Source organism: Seleniivibrio sp., assembly GCF_021209385.1.
In the GTDB taxonomy this organism is placed as follows: Bacteria; Chrysiogenota; Deferribacteres; order Deferribacterales; family Geovibrionaceae; genus Seleniivibrio.
In genome coordinates this window covers 219,154-235,600 of sequence record NZ_JAJOIL010000037.1, presented here as the reverse complement: position 1 = coordinate 235,600, position 16,447 = coordinate 219,154, and the positions used below count along the sequence as shown (strand labels likewise).

The following is a 16,447-nucleotide window of genomic DNA, read 5'->3' as shown; positions in this document are numbered from 1 at the left end:
AAGAAATCACAAAATTATAACAAAAGCATTATTCAACTATGCCGACAATTCCTTTAAGGTATTCTGATTCAGGGAAAAACGGGTTTATCGGATGATCGCAGCTCTGGGAGAGAAAACCTGTTATTCTTAAGGTTCTGCCTGCATCTTTTGCCGCCCATGCCACAGATTTTATGAAATCTTCTCTGGAAACCCTGCCTGAACAAGAGAAAGAAATGAATATTCCGTTATTTTTCATTTTTTTCATTCCGAGCATATTCAGGTCTTTATAAGCGCGCAAAGCCTGTTCCACAGAGGATTGGGACTTGGCGAGCTTGGGCGGGTCGAGAATTATGATGTCGTGTTTTTGTGAATCTGCGTTTCTTTCGCGAAGATACTCAAAAATGTCAGCTTTTACCGTATCAGGAGCCTCAAGACCGTTTAGGGCGAAGTTCTCCTTAAGGTTGGAAAGGGCATCAGCCGAGGAGTCCACGCTGGTGATGGATTTCGCGCCGTTTGCCGAGGCGTTCAAAGAAAAGCCTCCGGTATAACAGAAACAGTCAAGAACATCCTGACCCCTGGCATAAGCCGCCGCAATGCGTCTGTTTTCGCGCTGGTCAAAGTAATATCCTGTTTTCTGTCCGCTTATAAGGCTTGCGGATATCTTAAGTCCGTTCTCCTTTATAATAATACTTTCTGGTGTATTCCCGTATATACACTGCTCAGGATAACGTATCATCTCTTTCTTTGCCAGTTCGTCTGCCGGGCGGACATATATAGATAGCGGGCTTATTATCTCTGTCAGTGCTTCTTTCATCATCGGCAGATAGTAAACCGCTGAAGCGGTGTTTACCTGCAGTCCGACGTGTCCGCTGTATATATCGGCGATGTAGCCGGGCAGTCCGTCCGCCTCGCCGTATAGCAGGCGGTAGCTGTCTGTATTTTCGCTGTTTATGAGCCTTTTTCTGGCAGCGAGAGCTGATGTGAGTCTTTGTTTGAAAACTCCCGCGCCGAAGGTTTCGTCTTCGTTCCAGGAGAACAGCCTTAGGGTTATCGCGCTGAATTCGCTGTAAAATCCGTATGCGATGAACCGTTTTTCAGAATCGAGTACTTTTACTGTTTCGCCGTTTATGATTCCCTTGTCTGCGGAGTGTATTGCGCCGGAAAATATCCATGGATTTTTGTTCTTTGCCAGTTTGTCTTTGAGTTTTTTGAGTGTTACAGTTTTCATTCTTCTATTCACCATAATTGGATGATTATTTCAAGGTCATAGTAATATTTACTTGAAATTTATTAAATAAAAAGTAACAATTGTCAGAATAAATACACATAATTATTTGTTTTCCGGAGGCACGATGAATCTTTCCATAAGATACAAAATTGCTTTGATGGCAGTGGTTCCAGTTCTTCTGACAGCATTGTTCCTCAGTATTTTTACTTATTATCAGCTTAAGAAAATTGGAGAATCTGAAATTGCGGATTTCAGTGAGAGTATGCGCTTTGCGAAAGAGCAGGAACTTAAACAGTATATTGACATGGCTCTTTCTTCCATCAAAGATATTTATGACAACGCATCCGCCGACGACGAAGAGGCGAAGGCCAAAGTGGCGGCTAAGATACAGTCTCTTTATTACGGCAAAGACGGCTATGTATTTCTCAATGATGCTGACGGTATTGCGCTTGCGAACAGAGCCAAACCGGAGCTTATCGGTCAAAACCTGATAGATATGCAGGATAAGAACGGCGTATATCTTTTCAAAGAGCTTATAGCGGCTGCGGAAAAAGGCGGCGGTTACGTCAGCTATCAATGGTTTAAGGCGTCAAAGGGTACCGAAGTCGAAAAACTCAGCTATGCGGTTGCACTTAAAAAGTGGAACTGGGTAATGGGAACCGGCTTCTATATTGACGACATACAGGATGCCGTTAACGCAAAAGAGGCGAGACTTAAAAAGGTTATCGCCAAAACTATTATGATAATTGTCGGTATGTCCATTCTTATAACTTTCGGCATAGTGATAGTGGCATTCGTGCTTTCAAGCGTACTTACAAAGAGTATTAAAGCTATAAATCAGTTCCTTAAAGAAGTTTCAGACGGTGAGGGCGACCTCACCCGCGATCTGCCCGTTCTTTCCAATGATGAAATGGGTGAGATGGCGCAACACTTTAACAAATTTATAGGAAAGCTTAACGAAATAATTTCAATAGTTAAAGACGGCTCAGAAAATGTCGCTTCCGCAAGCACCGAGCTTGCCAGCACAACCGAGGAACTTACTGTTACGTTTCAGGATCAGGCAAGTCAGGTTACCTCTGTTGCCAGCGCAACAGAAGAGATAAGCGTCACTTCTCAGCAGGTTATGCAATCCATAAGTGAGGCGAACGATCAGGCAGCCAATGCAGAACACCTCACCAAAAGCGGAAAAGAACAGCTTTTAACCTCCGTTTCCGAGGTCATGGGCATCAAAGAAAAGGTTGAAAAACTCGGCAAGACAATTGACAGCCTTGCGAATTCATCCTCTGAAATAGGTAATATTACAAACGTTATCAACGATATTGCAGACCAGACAAACCTGCTTGCCCTCAACGCTGCCATTGAAGCGGCAAGGGCAGGTGAACACGGACGCGGTTTCGCTGTTGTTGCCGACGAGGTTCGTAAGCTTGCCGAACGCACTCAGAGCGCTACGAAAGAGATTGAAAACATTATCATAAGTCTGCAGAACGAAACCAAAACGGCTACTAAAGACATGGAGGAAGCAACGAACAAAGTTGTTTCCGGTGCAAAAGCCATAGAAAGCACGGAAACGGTTTTCGAGCAGATAGTGGATTCTGTCGGAAATATCAACGCGACCAACCAGACCATCAACAGCTCCATTCAGGAACAGGTCACAGCCATTGCCAACATTAACGATAATGCACAGGTGATATCGTCAGGCATTGACGAAAGCTCAAACGCTCTGGCACAGGTGACTACAACAGTTGCCGATCTCCAGAAGCAGGCGGATGACCTTCATTCAATGGTCAGCAGATTCAAGACCAGAGGTTAATACATCTCCGCATGGGTTGTGAATACAGGCTCATGCGGAGAATTTTGCTTTTCAGTGAAAATAATGTTAAACTTATCCATAGCTTAATAAATAAGGTGGCAGATGAGTACGACTATTCTGGTGATTGACGACGATCAGGAAATCCTTGATATTCTTAAACTCCTTTTAAATCTCGAAAAGTATAACGTACTTACGGCTCCCAATGGTATGACCGGACTCTCTCTGGCAAGGGAGAACAATCCTGCCATGATCATTTTAGACCTCAATCTCCCGGATATTGACGGTCAGCAGATATGCAAGATAATCAGGAGCGAACTGGATGTGCCGATACTTATCCTTTCAGCCCGCGATAACGTATCCGACAAAGTGGTCTGTCTTGAGTACGGTGCCGACGATTACATGACAAAACCGTTTGAGAACATAGAACTGATTGCCCGTGTTAAGGCGATTCTGCGCCGCGCCGAGAAAACTGTCCCAGCTTATGAGGATGAGAACGGCGAAAACACCGTTTTTCATCACATGAATATCGACAGGTCGAACAGACAGGTATTCATCAAGGGTGACAAGGTGAACCTTACTCCGAAGGAATATGATATTCTGCTCTATTTCATAGAAAAAGCGGGACAGGTTCTTTCCCGCGATACTATTGTTAACGATATATGGGGCAAAAATTCTATCTATTCATGGTCAAGAAGCCTTGATGTGCATATCAAAAATCTGCGCCAGAAGGTTGAGATTAATCCGAAGAATCCGGATATCATTAAAACGGTTTCCGGTGTGGGTTATAAGATCAGAAAATGAAACTTACCGTAAAGCTGATCATCAGCATAACGCTGGTGACAATCGTTATTATTCTTGCCATGACTAACGTCTTCATTGAGAATCAGAAGAAGATTCTTTTACAGCAGGCACACACTCAGGCGAAAACCATGTTCGACATGATAGTGGTTACACGCCAGTGGGTTGCGGAGAACAGAGACCAGATAAAGCCTGTTCCCGCCGTTGCAACTAAGGAACTTTCAAAATACGCGGAACGCATGACCGATTTCAGGTTTCACATAACCAGTATGCAGCTTATCAATCCGGAGAATGCACCGGATGAATACGAGATAAAGGCACTGGGACTGTTTGCGGAGGGTGCGAAAGAGCATCAGGAGATAATCACCGTCGGCAAGGACAGATTTTACCGTTATATGGCTCCCTTGTACGTCAATAAGGCGTGTCTTGAGTGTCACGATTATCAGGGATACAAAATAGGCGACCTGAGGGGCGGGATATCCGTTACCATACCCATGAAGTCTCTTGAAAAGGCAATGGCGGTGAATAACCGGAACTACCTGATAACAGGCTTTGCCGCATTCCTCGGAATAGTTTTTACCCTTACGCTTCTGCTGCGCATGATGGTGCTTAAAAACCTTTCAACGCTCACCGGTGCCGCTGTTTCCTATAAAACCGGCGACTTCACCAAAAAGGTCAATATAAAAACCGGCGACGAAATTCAGGAGCTTTCAGAAGCTTTTGAGATGATGCGCCACAGTATACTTGAGAACGAGGACAGGCTGAAAGAACAGCTCGCCAGAGTAACAGAACAGTACAAGACCGTTCTTGAGGTTCTGCAGACCAGAAACGACGAACTGAAAACCATAAATTCATTTAAATCAGATATACTTGATTCGCTGGCTCACGAACTGCGCACTCCTTTGACAAAGATAATATCTTATTCCGAAGTGCTTATTACACAAGGACTTGACTGTTCGCCGGAAGTTAAGGAAAAGTCCCTTGCTACAATCGCGAAAAGCGCAAGACTTCTTAACACTCTTTTCAGCGAGATAATAACGTTGTCCAGACTGGACAGTAATCAGTATCCTTACCACTTTATGCCGCTGAAAATCAGCAGGCTGGTTTCAGAGGTTGCCGCTGAACACGAAAAAGAGATAACTGACAAGAATATCAGCTTTGAAATAGAGATTCCCGAAGATGCAATGGTGTGTGCTGATGCGGAATCTTTCCGTCATGTGTTTGCAAACCTGATATCAAATGCTGTGAAATTTTCACGCGGCGGCGGCTTTATAAAGGTCAGGCTGAAAGACAGTGAAGAATACAGCATCATAGAGGTTGAAGATTCGGGCGTCGGTATCCCTTCTGATGAGATAGAAAAGATTACCAAACGTTTTTACAGGGCTACAAATGTTAAACGTGAATTTTCAGGTACCGGTCTGGGACTGTCAATTATCTCGCGCATAGTTGAAGGGCACAGAGGCAGACTGGAAATAGAATCCGAGCAGGGCAAAGGCTCACTGTTCCGTGTGTATGTCTCAAAGAGCATTGCGGACGAGGAATCTGTAGAACACGATGAACTATAGTTAATAAATAATTAATTTATTTATTATCTGTTTATTAATTTAAGTGAACTAAAATTCATTATTATCAGTGCTGTACACAAAGAGCTGTCCGTGTTATAATTATTTCATGGCAGGCATAAAGATATATGACTTCCACGAAACAGTTTATTCATCCGTCACTGATTCGGTGAAAGCCGGCGAAAGCCCCGCCGAAATCATGGACAGGATACATCAATTGACACAGCAGAGGGCGGCGGAGGATATTTCCGATGAGGAAGCGTCCCACATTAAGTGCCGCAGAGGCTGTAGCCATTGCTGTCGTGTCCACGTTCCCGTTCTGTGCCTTGAGGCTGACACCATCGCGGAATATCTTTTATCATCCCTTTCAGCAGACGATATTGAAGAGCTTAAGAGAAAACTTCATTACATCAAAGTGCATATCGCAGGATATGACGAACAGGAACGCATCATTGCTAACATCCCCTGCGGGTTTCTCGGCAGCGAGGGCGAATGTACGATACATCCGGTGCGTCCGCTTGTATGCCGTTCTGTCACGAGTGCCGATGCGGACGCCTGCAGAAGGGCGATGACAATGTCAATCTGCGAGGAGAACGCATTCATACCAATGAATATTTTACATAAAAGTATACACGATTCCGCTTTCATCGGGCTTGCAGATGCTATGAAGGATATGGGTATAGACTGCCGCAGTTTTGAGATAACGGAAGCGGTGCTTCAAAGACTCGGTAAACGTATTGTTTAATACCTTTACAATGTTTATTTGACGAAAGGCGTTATAAAATATAAAATTAAGAATGTCTCCTATTTTTGTTAGCGAGGTAATAACCATGAAAAAGACTATCGGATTTATTGTGTTTCTCACTGCAGTTTCAACAGCGTTTGCCGCTGCCGACGGCGCCGCACTTTATGCAAAGTGCAAAGGCTGCCACGGCGCCGACGGGTCAAAGAAGGCTCTCGGCGTAAGCGGAGTTATTAAGGGACAGCCTGCCAAAGATATCGAAGCCGATCTGAAAGGTTATCAGGCGGGCGAAGGCGGAGCTAAAAAAGCAATTATGCAGTCTCAGGTTGCCAAACTGACTCCCGAGGAGATCAAGGCTCTTGCAGACTATATTTCAAAACTGAAATAAGCCTATGATAAAGCAGACATTAAAATTTGCCGGCATTTTTCTGACAGTATTATGTCTGACAGGTTCGTTTACCACCCGCTCCGCTTATGCGGCGGATGGTGACGCCCCTGCGGAACATATGAACCATGAAGACATGCAAAATATGGATCATGGCGATATGGCGAAAGAGCATGTCCACAAGGAACCCACGCCTCAGGAACAGTCGAACGTCGGCGTAACGGAGCATCTTGGTTCCATAATACCCCTTGACCTTGAGTTTCAGACTTCCGACGGACGCACCGTCACTCTGAAAGAGATAGTGGATAAACCTACGCTGTTCGCCCCTGTTTACTACAGCTGTCCGAACGTGTGCAATTTCCTCCAGTCAAGGCTTGCGGATATCATCCCGCAGATGAAAATGAAGGTCGGAGAGACGTTTCAGGTGGTTTCAGTCAGCTTCGACGAATATGACACACCTAAAACAGCGGCAGAAAAAAAGGTCAATTACATGAAGGCGGCAAACGGCGCCATTCCTGATAACGGCTGGATATTTCTGACCGGTTCCAAAGAGAATATAGACAAGCTTATGAACGCTCTGGGTTTCAGGTTCCAGAGAAAGGACAGGGATTTTCTTCACCCTGTTTCAGTAATGGCGGTTTCCAGAAGCGGAAAGATAGTAAGGTACTTATACGGAACGGACATTCTTCCGTTTGAAATGACCATGTCGGTTGTTGAGGCAGAAAAAGAAACTCCCGGACTTTCAGTTAAAAAGCTGGTTGCTTACTGTTTCAGCTACGACCCGCAGGGTAAGAAATATGTTTTTGACGTTATGAAGGTTTCAGGCATCGTCGTTCTTCTGGTGATAGCCGTTTTTGCTTCATATCTGTTTTTTGGCGGAAAAAAGAGAAAAAAACGAGGTTCGCATGAGCAATAACTCTCTTTCGTTCTGGGAGGATTCGGGAAGCAGCCGTTCCGGTATCATGGCATGGCTGACCACCACCGACCATAAGCGCATCGGGCTTATGTATATGTATATCATTCTGGCGATGTTCATTGCCGGACTGTGTCTCGGACTCGCGATCCGGCTTGAGCTTATCGCGCCGGGCAGAACAATAATGGATGCACAGACATATAATACGGTTTTCACTCTCCACGGGGTGATAATGATATTTATCGTGGTGATCCCCAGCATACCCGCCGCAATAGGCAACCTTGTACTGCCTATACAGCTTGGGGCGGAAGACGTGGCGTTTCCGAGACTTAACCTGTTTTCATGGTACCTTTATGTAGGCGGAACGTTACTCGCTCTCGTATCCCTTTTTACAGGCGGCGGCGCACCGGACACAGGCTGGACGTTTTACGTTCCGTTTTCGGAGTTCACCACAACAAACGTATCAGTTGCCGTCATAGCGGTGTTCATTCTTGGCTTTTCATCAATACTTACAGGACTTAACTTCATAACAACCATTCACAGGCTCCGCGCGCCTGGCATGACATGGACGAAGATACCTCTTTTTACATGGTCGCTCTATGCCACAGGCTGGATTCAGGTTCTTGCAACCCCTGTGCTTGGTATTACGGTGCTTCTGATTTTTGCCGAACGGGTTCTGGGTGTAGGTCTTTTCGACCCGAATAAGGGTGGCGACCCCATTCTTTATCAGCACCTTTTCTGGATATACTCTCACCCTGCGGTGTACATTATGATACTTCCCGCCATGGGTGTTGTTTCGGATATTATCCCCGTCTTTGCCCGCAAACCGATTTTCGGGTATAAGGCGATAGCCTTTTCCAGCCTTATGATAGCCTTCGCAGGTTCGCTGGTCTGGGCGCATCACATGTTCACATCGGGCATGAGCGACACGGCGGTTCTCATCTTCTCGCTTCTGACATTCGTGGTCGCCATTCCGTCGGCTATAAAAGTATTCAACTGGACGGCAACCCTTTACAAAGGTTCCATATCCGTTGAACCCCCTCTGCTTTACGCACTGGGATTCATCTTCCTGTTCTCAGTCGGCGGTCTTACGGGGCTGATCCTTGGTTCTGCCGGAACGGATGTGCACGTTCACGATACCTATTTTGTCGTAAGCCACTTCCACTACGTTATCTTCGGCGGCACCGGATTCGGCATGTTTGCCGCGGCTCATTTCTGGCTTCCGAAGTATTACGGCAGAATGTATAACAAAAAAATAGCTAAAATCGCTTTTTATATCCTGTTCGTGGGCTTTAACCTGCTCTATTTCCCGCTGTTCATCATCGGGCTTGAGGGTATGCCCAGACGTTACTACGACTACCTGCCGCAGTATCAGGAGGGTCATGTTATCTCCACAGTGGGATCATGGATTCTTGCCGTCGGCATAATTATAATGCTTGTCAACCTCTGGAGAGGTTTTACGAAAGGCGAAAAGGTCGGGCGCAACCCTTGGGGTGCCGCCACACTGGAATGGGCTACCCCCACGCCTCCGCCCCTTCTGAACTTTGACGAGGAACCGGACGCATCCCGTAAACCATACGATTTCAGGGGGATAACGCCTGATGAGTAATACACATAAGGATTACGCCGGCGCAAAGCTCGGCATGTGGTTGTTTTTGTTTACGGAAGTGCTGCTTTTCGGCGGTATGTTCGTGCTTTATGCAGCATATCTGCATGAATACAGAGCGGATTTCCATGTGGGCGGAAAACAGCTGGACGTGTTCATAGGAACACTTAACACTGTGGTACTGCTGTTCTCCAGCTTTGCCATAGCGGCGGCGATCACTTTTATCCAGCAGGGAAAAAAGAAGCTTGCCGTTAACTTTACATATCTGACGATAGCCTGTGCGGGCATTTTCGTGATAAACAAGACGATAGAATGGCGCGCAAAATTCCACCACGGCATCTGGCCGGACTCTCCGCACCTTCGCGAGATGTCCCACGGTGAGAATATCTTCTTCGGGCTGTATTTCCTCATGACAGGGCTTCACGCCGTTCACGTCGTAATCGGAGCAATTCTGCTTTCGGTTATGGTGTGGTTCATGAAGAAGGACGTTATCAATCAGCAGGATTTTGTGAAACTGGAAAATGCAGGTCTTTACTGGCACATAGTTGACCTCATCTGGATATTCCTGTTTCCCCTGTTCTATCTTGTGTTGTGAGGTCTGTTATGAGTGAAAATCATGAACATCAACATCATATACTCAGTATAAAGACGGCAGGGATAATCCTTGTCCTGCTGCTTCTGCTGACCGGTACAACAGTTGCAGTGTCGCGCATTGACCTCGGCTTTCTGAACGTTGCTGTTGCGCTTACGCTGGCTGTTACAAAGGCTCTGCTGGTCATATTGTTCTTCATGCACATGAAATATGAGAACAGGTTTATGCAGATGATAGTTTTTCTGTGTTTCCTGCTGCTCGCCATTTTCATAGGCATGACGTTCTTCGATCTGGCATACAGGGGAGGCTGATATGGATACGACACTGATAGATGCCGTAAGCAAAGTTGACACGGCATTTAAATTTATATTCGGGATATCTTTTATCATCCTGTTTCTGATAACGGCGGTAACTCTGTATTTCCTTTACAGATACAGCAGAAAAAGAAACCCCGAACCGTCGCAGATAGAGGGCAATCTTGTTGCGGAACTCATCTGGACCATCGTGCCGTGCATCATAGTCGGCGCAATGTTCTGGTACGGCTGGGTAGGCTACAAGGCTCTTCGCGAAGCCCCAGCCGACAGTTATGAGGTCAAGTGTACCGCCCGCATGTGGTCGTGGAAATTTGAATATCCCAACGGAAAGACCAGCGACAAGCTGTACGTTCCTGCGGATACACCGATAAAAGTTGACCTGACTTCGGTTGACGTTATCCACAGCTTTTATGTCGCTGCGTTCCGTGTAAAAATGGACACAGTGCCGGGTATGCACACATATGTGTGGTTTAACAGCGGCGAACCAGCCGAATATGAGATACAGTGTGCCGAATACTGCGGCGTGCGTCACTCCTACATGCTTTCCAAGGTCGTTGTAGTTCCGAAGGAAGAATTTGACAAATGGCTGAACGCTTCATCCTCCGCCACGGAAGCTCCCAACGAAGGCGAAGAGGTGATGAAGAAACACGGCTGCTTCGACTGTCACACTACAGACGGAACAGAGCTTGTGGGACCCAGCTTTAAAGATATATACGGACGCGACACGGTTGTTATGGAAAACGGCAAAGAGAAAACAGTTAAAGCCGACGACGCTTATATTGAAAAATCTATTCTTGAGCCCGGAGCCGACATTGTAAAAGGTTACGAGGATATGATGCCTCCGACCGAGGTTTCCAAAGAGGAACTTGCAAAAATGCTTGAATACTTCAAGGGCGGCGGCAAACCTGCTGTTAGGGCAGGGGCTAAGGGTGCCGAGGTAGCCGAGCGCGAAGGCTGTACCGGATGTCACTCCGTTGACGGAAGCGAGATGGTCGGACCTAGCTTTAAGGGGCTGATGGACAGAAAGACAACTGTTCTGAAAGACGGCAAAAAGATGGAGGTCACTGCAAACGTGGAGTATATAATAAGCTCCATCAAACATCCGTCTGAGTACGTTGTTGACGGTTTTGAACCTTCAATGCCGGAATACGAAAGCCTCAGCGACGACGACATGAAAGCGCTGATAGAGTACATCAGCACACTGAAATAGATGCGAAGCATAAAGCATCTTGTCAGATTACGATTATCATCAATGGTAGGCCTTTCCGCTTTTGCGGGGGCCTGCCTTTCTTTTCGCCATATTGGTGTTACGCATCTTTTGGCTGTATGCGCGGCATGTTTTCTTTCTTTCGGCTGTTCCGCACTGAACCAGTATCAGGAGCGGGAGATGGACGCGATGATGACGCGCACAATGAAGCGTCCTTTGCCAAGGGGCTTCATAATGCCAAAAGAGGCGCTGATGTTTTCAGTTGTGCTGATACTCATAGGGTTCTGTTTCATAGCCATAAGCGGTAGCGTCGCAGCTCTGGTCATAGGTTTGCTGGTGGTTCTGGGGTATAACTTCATATATACGCCTTTCAAAAGGATATCTCCTTTTTCCGTAATGCTCGGTGCGCTGACAGGCGCTATGCCGCCAATGCTCGGCTACAGCATGGCAGGCGGCAACCCTTTCGACAGAGAGATATTGCTTGTCACAGCCGTGCTTTACCTCTGGCAGACGCCGCATTTTGCCGTTCTGGCTGACATCTATGCAGACGACTACAGACGCGCAGGTTTTAAGACGCTGACGTTTTCATACGGCGCGGACAAGAGCAGGCTGTTTGTTCTGGTCTGGGCTGTCGGGTATCTTACGGCACTTCTTTTCATCTCTTTTTCCGAAGTGTATAACAGCAGATTTACTGCCGTGCTGAATATCGCAGCTGTGATACCTGTTGTATTCTTCATCTTTGGCTATGCAAAAAAACCTATGCTCCGTTTCAACTCACTTAACCTTTCTGCTGTGCTGTTTTTTCTTCTTCTCATCGGCGACAGAGTTCTGATTCATTAATCCTTGCAGTATAAAGCATAACACGGTATCATCTCATTTCTGAAACAGCGGAGGTGCGTTATGAGCGCGAATGTTACCGAGGTTATGAAACGTCACCATGAGACTGCGGAAAAGTATGCCGCGGCGATGGAAGCTGCTAGGGAAAAACAGGAATTCATCTCTGCTATGAAGATATGCGCACAGGAGGTCAGGGCGCAGTATGAAGACCTTGAAGCCGTCAGTACGAAATACGCGGAACTTATGACGCTGGGCACTGCAAGTGCGGAACTGCGCGAAATGGCGGAGAAAACAGGCGACTGTTTCGGGAAGAGGATATCAAATATTTACTCAAAAACAGCCATGTTTTTTACCGACGCTGAGTTTAAAAAAGCCGAACAGGAGCTCTATCAGGTGCTTACTGAAAATCCGCTTTTCATGGGCGCTATGGAACAGGACGGAAACTTTGATGAAGTTGCAAAGTCCTTTGCAGGTTCTGTGAACGCCATGGCTGAAAAGCTGAACGCCGAAACCTCCGAAGCATCAGAGGAGCAGGTGGCAGAGCTTGAGGCTGTGCTGAAAGAATTCGATTCGCTGGCGAAACGCTATGCGGCGGCTCTTCAAAAGGCAGAGACCGTGCGTAAATTCGTAAATGCCAACGAGCTTTTCGTGGATGCGGTGAAAAAACTTGTTCCCAGAATGACAGCAGTGGCGGACACCATGCGCCTGCTTTCTGCAAAGAACGCTCTGCCTCAATCCGTTTCGGAGGCGGGCAAAAGCCTGCGCAACACACTGGGCAAGGAACTGTCTGAAATTCTGAAAGACAAACGCGACCTTATGACAGATGCGAAAGTGAAAAAATCCGTTGAAAAGATAGGAAAACTTCTGGAAACACTCCCTTTTTAAAAGATATATCTGAAGAAATTGATAGCCATGATGCCCACAGCGAGACAGAAAAGAAGTCCGCGTCCGGTTATCGCAGTGCCTATAACCACCATCGCCGAAAGTATTTCAGGAATTGAACCTTTTATTATCGTCGGAGCAACAATCGATACCAGTATTGCTATCGGGATGCTTTGCAGTGCGTAGCGGAATCTGGGCGTGAGTTTGACTTTTCCCGCTATATAGAACCCGAGAACACGGGTGATATATGTTGCTATCCCCATTCCGAGAATGGTCAGAAAACTAGTCTTGTCCATAACTTATCCATGCTGTAAATCCGCCGGCGATGCCGCCCGCCAGTATGTACCATTTCCCGCCCACATAATGCTCGAAAAGACAGGAAACTATGACTGCCACAACTATGACGGGTATGTCCTTTCTTCCGCGGAAACCGGATATAGCCATTGTTATGAACACAGCCGACAGAGCGAAATCTATACCCAGCTTTTCAGGAGAAGGGATGAAAGCTCCTGCCTGTCTGCCTATCATGGCGGAAGCCAGCCAGAGAAAATAGAGGATGAATCCTGTACCTGCAAGGTAACCTATGCGTTCGGCAGTGCGTGCCATTTTGCCCATGGTCAGCGCCCAGCCTTCGTCCACCATGAAGAACAGGCTGATGTAGCTCACCCATTTTTTCTCTTTTTCCGCATAGGGATATATTGATGCGCCCATGAGTATGTGGCGGATATTGACTATGAACGTTGAAAGGATCAGAGCGAAAACAGGGAGTGGAGAGTTCCACATTTCAAGCGCCATTATCTGTGATACTCCGGCAAAAACCACCATGCAGGACATGACGGTTTCCCATGTTGTCAGGACGCCCTGTGTGAGCATGCCGTACACAACCCCGTATGCCGCAACGCCCAGTGCAACGGGCAGTCCCTCTTTGATTCCGAGTTTGAACGCCTGATAATTCGTATTCATCGGAAAGGATTATACCGTTTTGTAATGAAAATTACATCAAGTTTTTATGATCTTTTTGAAAAAGCCAGCGCAACGCCCAGTCCCATCAGCACTGCACCTGCCGCCTTGTTAAGATAACCGGCACCTTTGGAGTTTTTGAGTTTTTCGCCTATCTGTCCGCTGAAAAGAGCGCAGGCTGAAAACACTATGAAGGTGCATATGATGAAGAGCAGTCCCAGAAGCGCCATCTGGATTGCAGGGTGTCCGTTCTGCGGTTTTATGAACTGCGGAAAGAAGGCAATGAAAAAGAGCGCAACTTTGGGGTTCAGAATGTTTGCGGTGATGCTCTGTATGAAAACAGCTTTGGGGCTTAATATCTTCGTGTCCTTTTCGGCGGTTGCCCCGCCTTTGCTGGTGAAGGTCTTCCATCCGATGTAGATAAGGTATATCGCGCCCGCTATCTTTATGGCGGTGAACGCCAGAGCGCTGGAACGGATTATTGCCGACAGACCCACAATGGCAAAGGTGGTGTGTGCTATGTTGCCGAGGGAAAATCCCGCCGCCGCCGCCATGCCGCTTTTGTGTCCCTGGGTTATGCCGCGGGTGATGACATAAATGATGTCAGGTCCCGGTGTGATGGCGAGCAGGAGTGATGTGGAGCAGAAAAGGATGATCTGTGTGCTGTCGAGCATGTTTTATGCCTCCGCTAGAACGTTGTGCTTTTTGTTATAGTATATGGAAGGGCGTTTGCCAACCTGCCAGTCTGCTTCTGCGAAAAGTTTTGAGCAGTCGGCAACGGACATTCCTCTGTTCTCTTCCGTTTTTTCGTTTGTATCCCTCGGATTTGCGCCGACCTCTGCCCAGAAAAGGGTTGCACCTGACGAAGCACCCAATATGTTCGGTTCGTGGGTACAGTTGCCCAGAACGCTCATGGGGGTGGCGATGCGTGTGATGGCAACAATCTGCGCCAGACGCAGTTCGGAGATCATTCCGTATTGTTCAAGGTCGGAACCGGGTATGGTTATCCTGCGCATTGCACCGCTGAACGCGGGGTCGAATGATGCCGCAAGGAGTATTTTTTCGGCTATTTCGTCGTTGGTGTGTTCAGGTCCGATGGGTTCCACGCAGGTGCCGACAACAAGACCCGCATCCTGAAACGCGCGTATGGATTTCAGCCGCTGTTTAACGGGTGCGTTGGTTTTGTCCCCTTCGCCCATGCGGATTGCGTGGTATGTGCCGTTGAATCCTGCATTTTTCATTTTGACAGCCTGTTCGGGGGACATGTCGCCAACGTTGGCTATCATGAGGGTTTCAGGACGAAGCATTTTACGGACTTCCTGCGAAATCTCCATGAATTTTCCGAAATCGTAGTTTGCTGTTGTCATAAGGAAAACTGCGGCGTTTTCCGGTGCGTTGTCAAAGCCTTTTGCGTAATCTATTGATTCCTGAACGGTGAGTTCCTTTGGTTCCTTGAAGATGCCGTATTTTGCAGCAAATGCGCAGAAGCGGCAGTTTACAGGGCAGGGCGCAAGGTTCAGTGCGAACTGTCCGTGTACCTCCGCTGTGTTGTCTGTCAGTTCACGGGAGATTCTGGCTCCCTCACCCATCAGCAGGTGAGCTTCTCTGGATTTAGGGTCTATTTCAAGCATCGAAACAACTTCTGCGTGTGTAAACGCTTCTTTGTCACGAACTTTCCTGATTATATCGTGAACGTTCATATATGCCTCCAAACAAACAAATAATTTCCAGAATATATTACATTATGCATCTTTACAATAGCGAATCAGTGCTTTTGTAAGTGCGTCCAGAGGCTTTGAATCTATGTTCCATCTGTGCCAGTAAAGATGTGCTTCGACAGTGTGCGGAGCCGCCGCATCGGCTATCATTCCCTGTTCGAGATACGCTTTGCACTGCTGGTCGGGCATCATGCCGATGCCGAATCCACGCATAACGGCATCCAGATATTTTTCAACGGACGGGATGAACAGTTCCGGATGGGCAACGTTCTCCTTGCCCAGCGCCTTGCGGAACATCTGGGTGTGAAGTGTGTCCCGCTCGTTATAGATTATCACAGGAACATTCTGTAATGCTTCCTGAGTAAAGCCTTTCGGAAACCATTCTTCATGTTTTTCGGGGGAAACGTACATCCGGTAGGTTGTTTTGCCGAGATAATGCACACTGCATCCCTGCATTGGGGTGCTTCTGGTGCTGATACAGCCGGACACTACGCCGTTTTTCAGCATTGAATGGGTAACTTCCTGATCGTCCACACGAAGTTTTAAAAGTATCCTTTCACGCTTCACCGTTTCTTCTATGGCATCAAAGAACCATGTGGCGAGGGTATCGGCGTTCAGACCTATGCTGACGCTTGTGAAGCCGCAGTCCTCATCGTGACTGAGCGCTTTTTCAAGTTCATCCTCAAGGGAACGCACTTTATTGAAGTGCGCCATGAACGCTTTGCCAGTATCTGTTGGCATGGGAGGATTTGAACGCACAAGGAGAACGGATTTCGCCGCGTCCTCAAGCTGACGCACACGCTGCGAAACTGCCGACTGGGTTATAAAAAGTTTTTCAGCCGCCTTTTCAAATCCGCCGCACTCGACGACAGCGCAGAAGGCTTCCAGAAGTTTGTAATCATACATAGATTAAT

Annotated in this window: 18 protein-coding genes; 12 read left to right on the top strand and 6 right to left on the bottom strand. The window is 47.1% G+C overall.

What is annotated here, in order from left to right; translation table 11 throughout:
* Nucleotides 1–28: 28 nt before the first annotated feature.
* Nucleotides 29–1,207 (bottom strand): class I SAM-dependent rRNA methyltransferase, encoded by a 1,179-nt coding sequence (locus LRY47_RS13275; RefSeq protein ID WP_295226232.1) that lies wholly within the window; start codon nucleotides 1,205–1,207, stop codon nucleotides 29–31.
* 124 nt (nucleotides 1,208–1,331) lie between these two features.
* On the opposite strand from LRY47_RS13275, the gene LRY47_RS13270 reads away from it, so the two are divergent.
* The 12 genes from LRY47_RS13270 to LRY47_RS13215 all read left to right on the top strand — a co-directional run bounded on the left by LRY47_RS13270 (nucleotide 1,332) and on the right by LRY47_RS13215 (nucleotide 12,858).
* On the top strand, nucleotides 1,332–3,017 hold the full coding sequence (locus tag LRY47_RS13270; protein ID WP_295226229.1) for a methyl-accepting chemotaxis protein: 1,686 nt from the start codon (nucleotides 1,332–1,334) through the stop codon (nucleotides 3,015–3,017).
* Between the two features lie 102 nt (nucleotides 3,018–3,119).
* A complete protein-coding gene (locus LRY47_RS13265) occupies nucleotides 3,120–3,818 on the top strand; it encodes a response regulator transcription factor (protein ID WP_295226228.1) in 699 nt (232 codons plus the stop codon).
* Complete coding sequence (locus LRY47_RS13260) at nucleotides 3,815–5,380, top strand: ATP-binding protein (RefSeq protein WP_295226226.1); 1,566 nt, start codon at nucleotides 3,815–3,817, stop codon at nucleotides 5,378–5,380. The genes LRY47_RS13265 and LRY47_RS13260 overlap by 4 nt, the downstream gene beginning before the upstream one ends.
* Nucleotides 5,381–5,486: 106 nt before the next feature.
* Nucleotides 5,487–6,122 (top strand): YkgJ family cysteine cluster protein, encoded by a 636-nt coding sequence (locus LRY47_RS13255; protein WP_295226225.1) that lies wholly within the window; start codon nucleotides 5,487–5,489, stop codon nucleotides 6,120–6,122.
* 85 nt (nucleotides 6,123–6,207) lie between these two features.
* Nucleotides 6,208–6,507, top strand: a complete 300-nt coding sequence (locus tag LRY47_RS13250; protein WP_295226223.1) for a c-type cytochrome — start codon at nucleotides 6,208–6,210, stop codon at nucleotides 6,505–6,507.
* 4 nt (nucleotides 6,508–6,511) lie between these two features.
* Nucleotides 6,512–7,420 (top strand): SCO family protein, encoded by a 909-nt coding sequence (locus tag LRY47_RS13245; protein WP_295226221.1) that lies wholly within the window; start codon nucleotides 6,512–6,514, stop codon nucleotides 7,418–7,420.
* A complete protein-coding gene (ctaD, locus tag LRY47_RS13240; RefSeq protein ID WP_295226219.1) occupies nucleotides 7,410–9,026 on the top strand; it encodes a cytochrome c oxidase subunit I in 1,617 nt (538 codons plus the stop codon). Before LRY47_RS13245 ends, ctaD begins: the two co-directional genes overlap by 11 nt.
* On the top strand, nucleotides 9,019–9,618 hold the full coding sequence (locus LRY47_RS13235) for a cytochrome c oxidase subunit 3 family protein (protein WP_295226217.1): 600 nt from the start codon (nucleotides 9,019–9,021) through the stop codon (nucleotides 9,616–9,618). The genes ctaD and LRY47_RS13235 overlap by 8 nt, the downstream gene beginning before the upstream one ends.
* A gap of 8 nt (nucleotides 9,619–9,626) precedes the next feature.
* Entirely contained in the window at nucleotides 9,627–9,926 is a 300-nt protein-coding gene (locus LRY47_RS13230) for a cytochrome C oxidase subunit IV family protein (protein WP_295226215.1), read from the top strand.
* 1 nt (nucleotide 9,927) lies between these two features.
* Complete coding sequence (gene coxB / locus LRY47_RS13225; RefSeq protein ID WP_295226213.1) at nucleotides 9,928–11,139, top strand: cytochrome c oxidase subunit II; 1,212 nt, start codon at nucleotides 9,928–9,930, stop codon at nucleotides 11,137–11,139.
* The gene (locus LRY47_RS13220; RefSeq protein WP_366043820.1) at nucleotides 11,140–11,976 is read left to right on the top strand and encodes a protoheme IX farnesyltransferase; all 837 of its coding nucleotides are present in this window, start codon (nucleotides 11,140–11,142) and stop codon (nucleotides 11,974–11,976) included.
* A gap of 60 nt (nucleotides 11,977–12,036) precedes the next feature.
* A complete protein-coding gene (locus tag LRY47_RS13215; RefSeq protein WP_295226209.1) occupies nucleotides 12,037–12,858 on the top strand; it encodes a hypothetical protein in 822 nt (273 codons plus the stop codon).
* Here LRY47_RS13215 and LRY47_RS13210 read toward each other — a convergent pair.
* The 5 genes from LRY47_RS13210 to LRY47_RS13190 are packed head-to-tail and all read right to left on the bottom strand — an operon-like array spanning nucleotide 12,855 to nucleotide 16,439.
* A complete protein-coding gene (locus LRY47_RS13210; protein WP_295226207.1) occupies nucleotides 12,855–13,151 on the bottom strand; it encodes an AzlD domain-containing protein in 297 nt (98 codons plus the stop codon). The genes LRY47_RS13215 and LRY47_RS13210 overlap by 4 nt on opposite strands.
* Nucleotides 13,138–13,818 (bottom strand): AzlC family ABC transporter permease, encoded by a 681-nt coding sequence (locus LRY47_RS13205; RefSeq protein ID WP_295226205.1) that lies wholly within the window; start codon nucleotides 13,816–13,818, stop codon nucleotides 13,138–13,140. Before LRY47_RS13205 ends, LRY47_RS13210 begins: the two co-directional genes overlap by 14 nt.
* 44 nt (nucleotides 13,819–13,862) lie before the next feature.
* Nucleotides 13,863–14,489 (bottom strand): LysE family translocator, encoded by a 627-nt coding sequence (locus tag LRY47_RS13200; protein WP_295226203.1) that lies wholly within the window; start codon nucleotides 14,487–14,489, stop codon nucleotides 13,863–13,865.
* Between the two features lie 3 nt (nucleotides 14,490–14,492).
* Nucleotides 14,493–15,515: a radical SAM protein gene (locus LRY47_RS13195; protein WP_295226202.1), complete on the bottom strand. Its 1,023-nt coding sequence runs from the start codon at nucleotides 15,513–15,515 to the stop codon at nucleotides 14,493–14,495.
* Nucleotides 15,516–15,557: 42 nt separating this feature from the next.
* Nucleotides 15,558–16,439 (bottom strand): LysR family transcriptional regulator ArgP, encoded by an 882-nt coding sequence (locus LRY47_RS13190; RefSeq protein ID WP_295226200.1) that lies wholly within the window; start codon nucleotides 16,437–16,439, stop codon nucleotides 15,558–15,560.
* Nucleotides 16,440–16,447: the final 8 nt, after the last annotated feature.

What these genes read in the sequence shown, in the direction of transcription:
- LRY47_RS13275 (WP_295226232.1), bottom strand. Translation starts at nt 1,207, where the DNA reads ATGAAAACTGTAACACTCAAAAAACTCAAAGACAAACTGGCAAAGAAC.
- LRY47_RS13270 (WP_295226229.1), top strand. Translation starts at nt 1,332, where the DNA reads ATGAATCTTTCCATAAGATACAAAATTGCTTTGATGGCAGTGGTTCCA.
- LRY47_RS13265 (WP_295226228.1), top strand. Translation starts at nt 3,120, where the DNA reads ATGAGTACGACTATTCTGGTGATTGACGACGATCAGGAAATCCTTGAT.
- LRY47_RS13260 (WP_295226226.1), top strand. Translation starts at nt 3,815, where the DNA reads ATGAAACTTACCGTAAAGCTGATCATCAGCATAACGCTGGTGACAATC.
- LRY47_RS13255 (WP_295226225.1), top strand. Translation starts at nt 5,487, where the DNA reads ATGGCAGGCATAAAGATATATGACTTCCACGAAACAGTTTATTCATCC.
- LRY47_RS13250 (WP_295226223.1), top strand. Translation starts at nt 6,208, where the DNA reads ATGAAAAAGACTATCGGATTTATTGTGTTTCTCACTGCAGTTTCAACA.
- LRY47_RS13245 (WP_295226221.1), top strand. Translation starts at nt 6,512, where the DNA reads ATGATAAAGCAGACATTAAAATTTGCCGGCATTTTTCTGACAGTATTA.
- ctaD (WP_295226219.1), top strand. Translation starts at nt 7,410, where the DNA reads ATGAGCAATAACTCTCTTTCGTTCTGGGAGGATTCGGGAAGCAGCCGT.
- LRY47_RS13235 (WP_295226217.1), top strand. Translation starts at nt 9,019, where the DNA reads ATGAGTAATACACATAAGGATTACGCCGGCGCAAAGCTCGGCATGTGG.
- LRY47_RS13230 (WP_295226215.1), top strand. Translation starts at nt 9,627, where the DNA reads ATGAGTGAAAATCATGAACATCAACATCATATACTCAGTATAAAGACG.
- coxB (WP_295226213.1), top strand. Translation starts at nt 9,928, where the DNA reads ATGGATACGACACTGATAGATGCCGTAAGCAAAGTTGACACGGCATTT.
- LRY47_RS13220 (WP_366043820.1), top strand. Translation starts at nt 11,140, where the DNA reads ATGCGAAGCATAAAGCATCTTGTCAGATTACGATTATCATCAATGGTA.
- LRY47_RS13215 (WP_295226209.1), top strand. Translation starts at nt 12,037, where the DNA reads ATGAGCGCGAATGTTACCGAGGTTATGAAACGTCACCATGAGACTGCG.
- LRY47_RS13210 (WP_295226207.1), bottom strand. Translation starts at nt 13,151, where the DNA reads ATGGACAAGACTAGTTTTCTGACCATTCTCGGAATGGGGATAGCAACA.
- LRY47_RS13205 (WP_295226205.1), bottom strand. Translation starts at nt 13,818, where the DNA reads ATGAATACGAATTATCAGGCGTTCAAACTCGGAATCAAAGAGGGACTG.
- LRY47_RS13200 (WP_295226203.1), bottom strand. Translation starts at nt 14,489, where the DNA reads ATGCTCGACAGCACACAGATCATCCTTTTCTGCTCCACATCACTCCTG.
- LRY47_RS13195 (WP_295226202.1), bottom strand. Translation starts at nt 15,515, where the DNA reads ATGAACGTTCACGATATAATCAGGAAAGTTCGTGACAAAGAAGCGTTT.
- LRY47_RS13190 (WP_295226200.1), bottom strand. Translation starts at nt 16,439, where the DNA reads ATGTATGATTACAAACTTCTGGAAGCCTTCTGCGCTGTCGTCGAGTGC.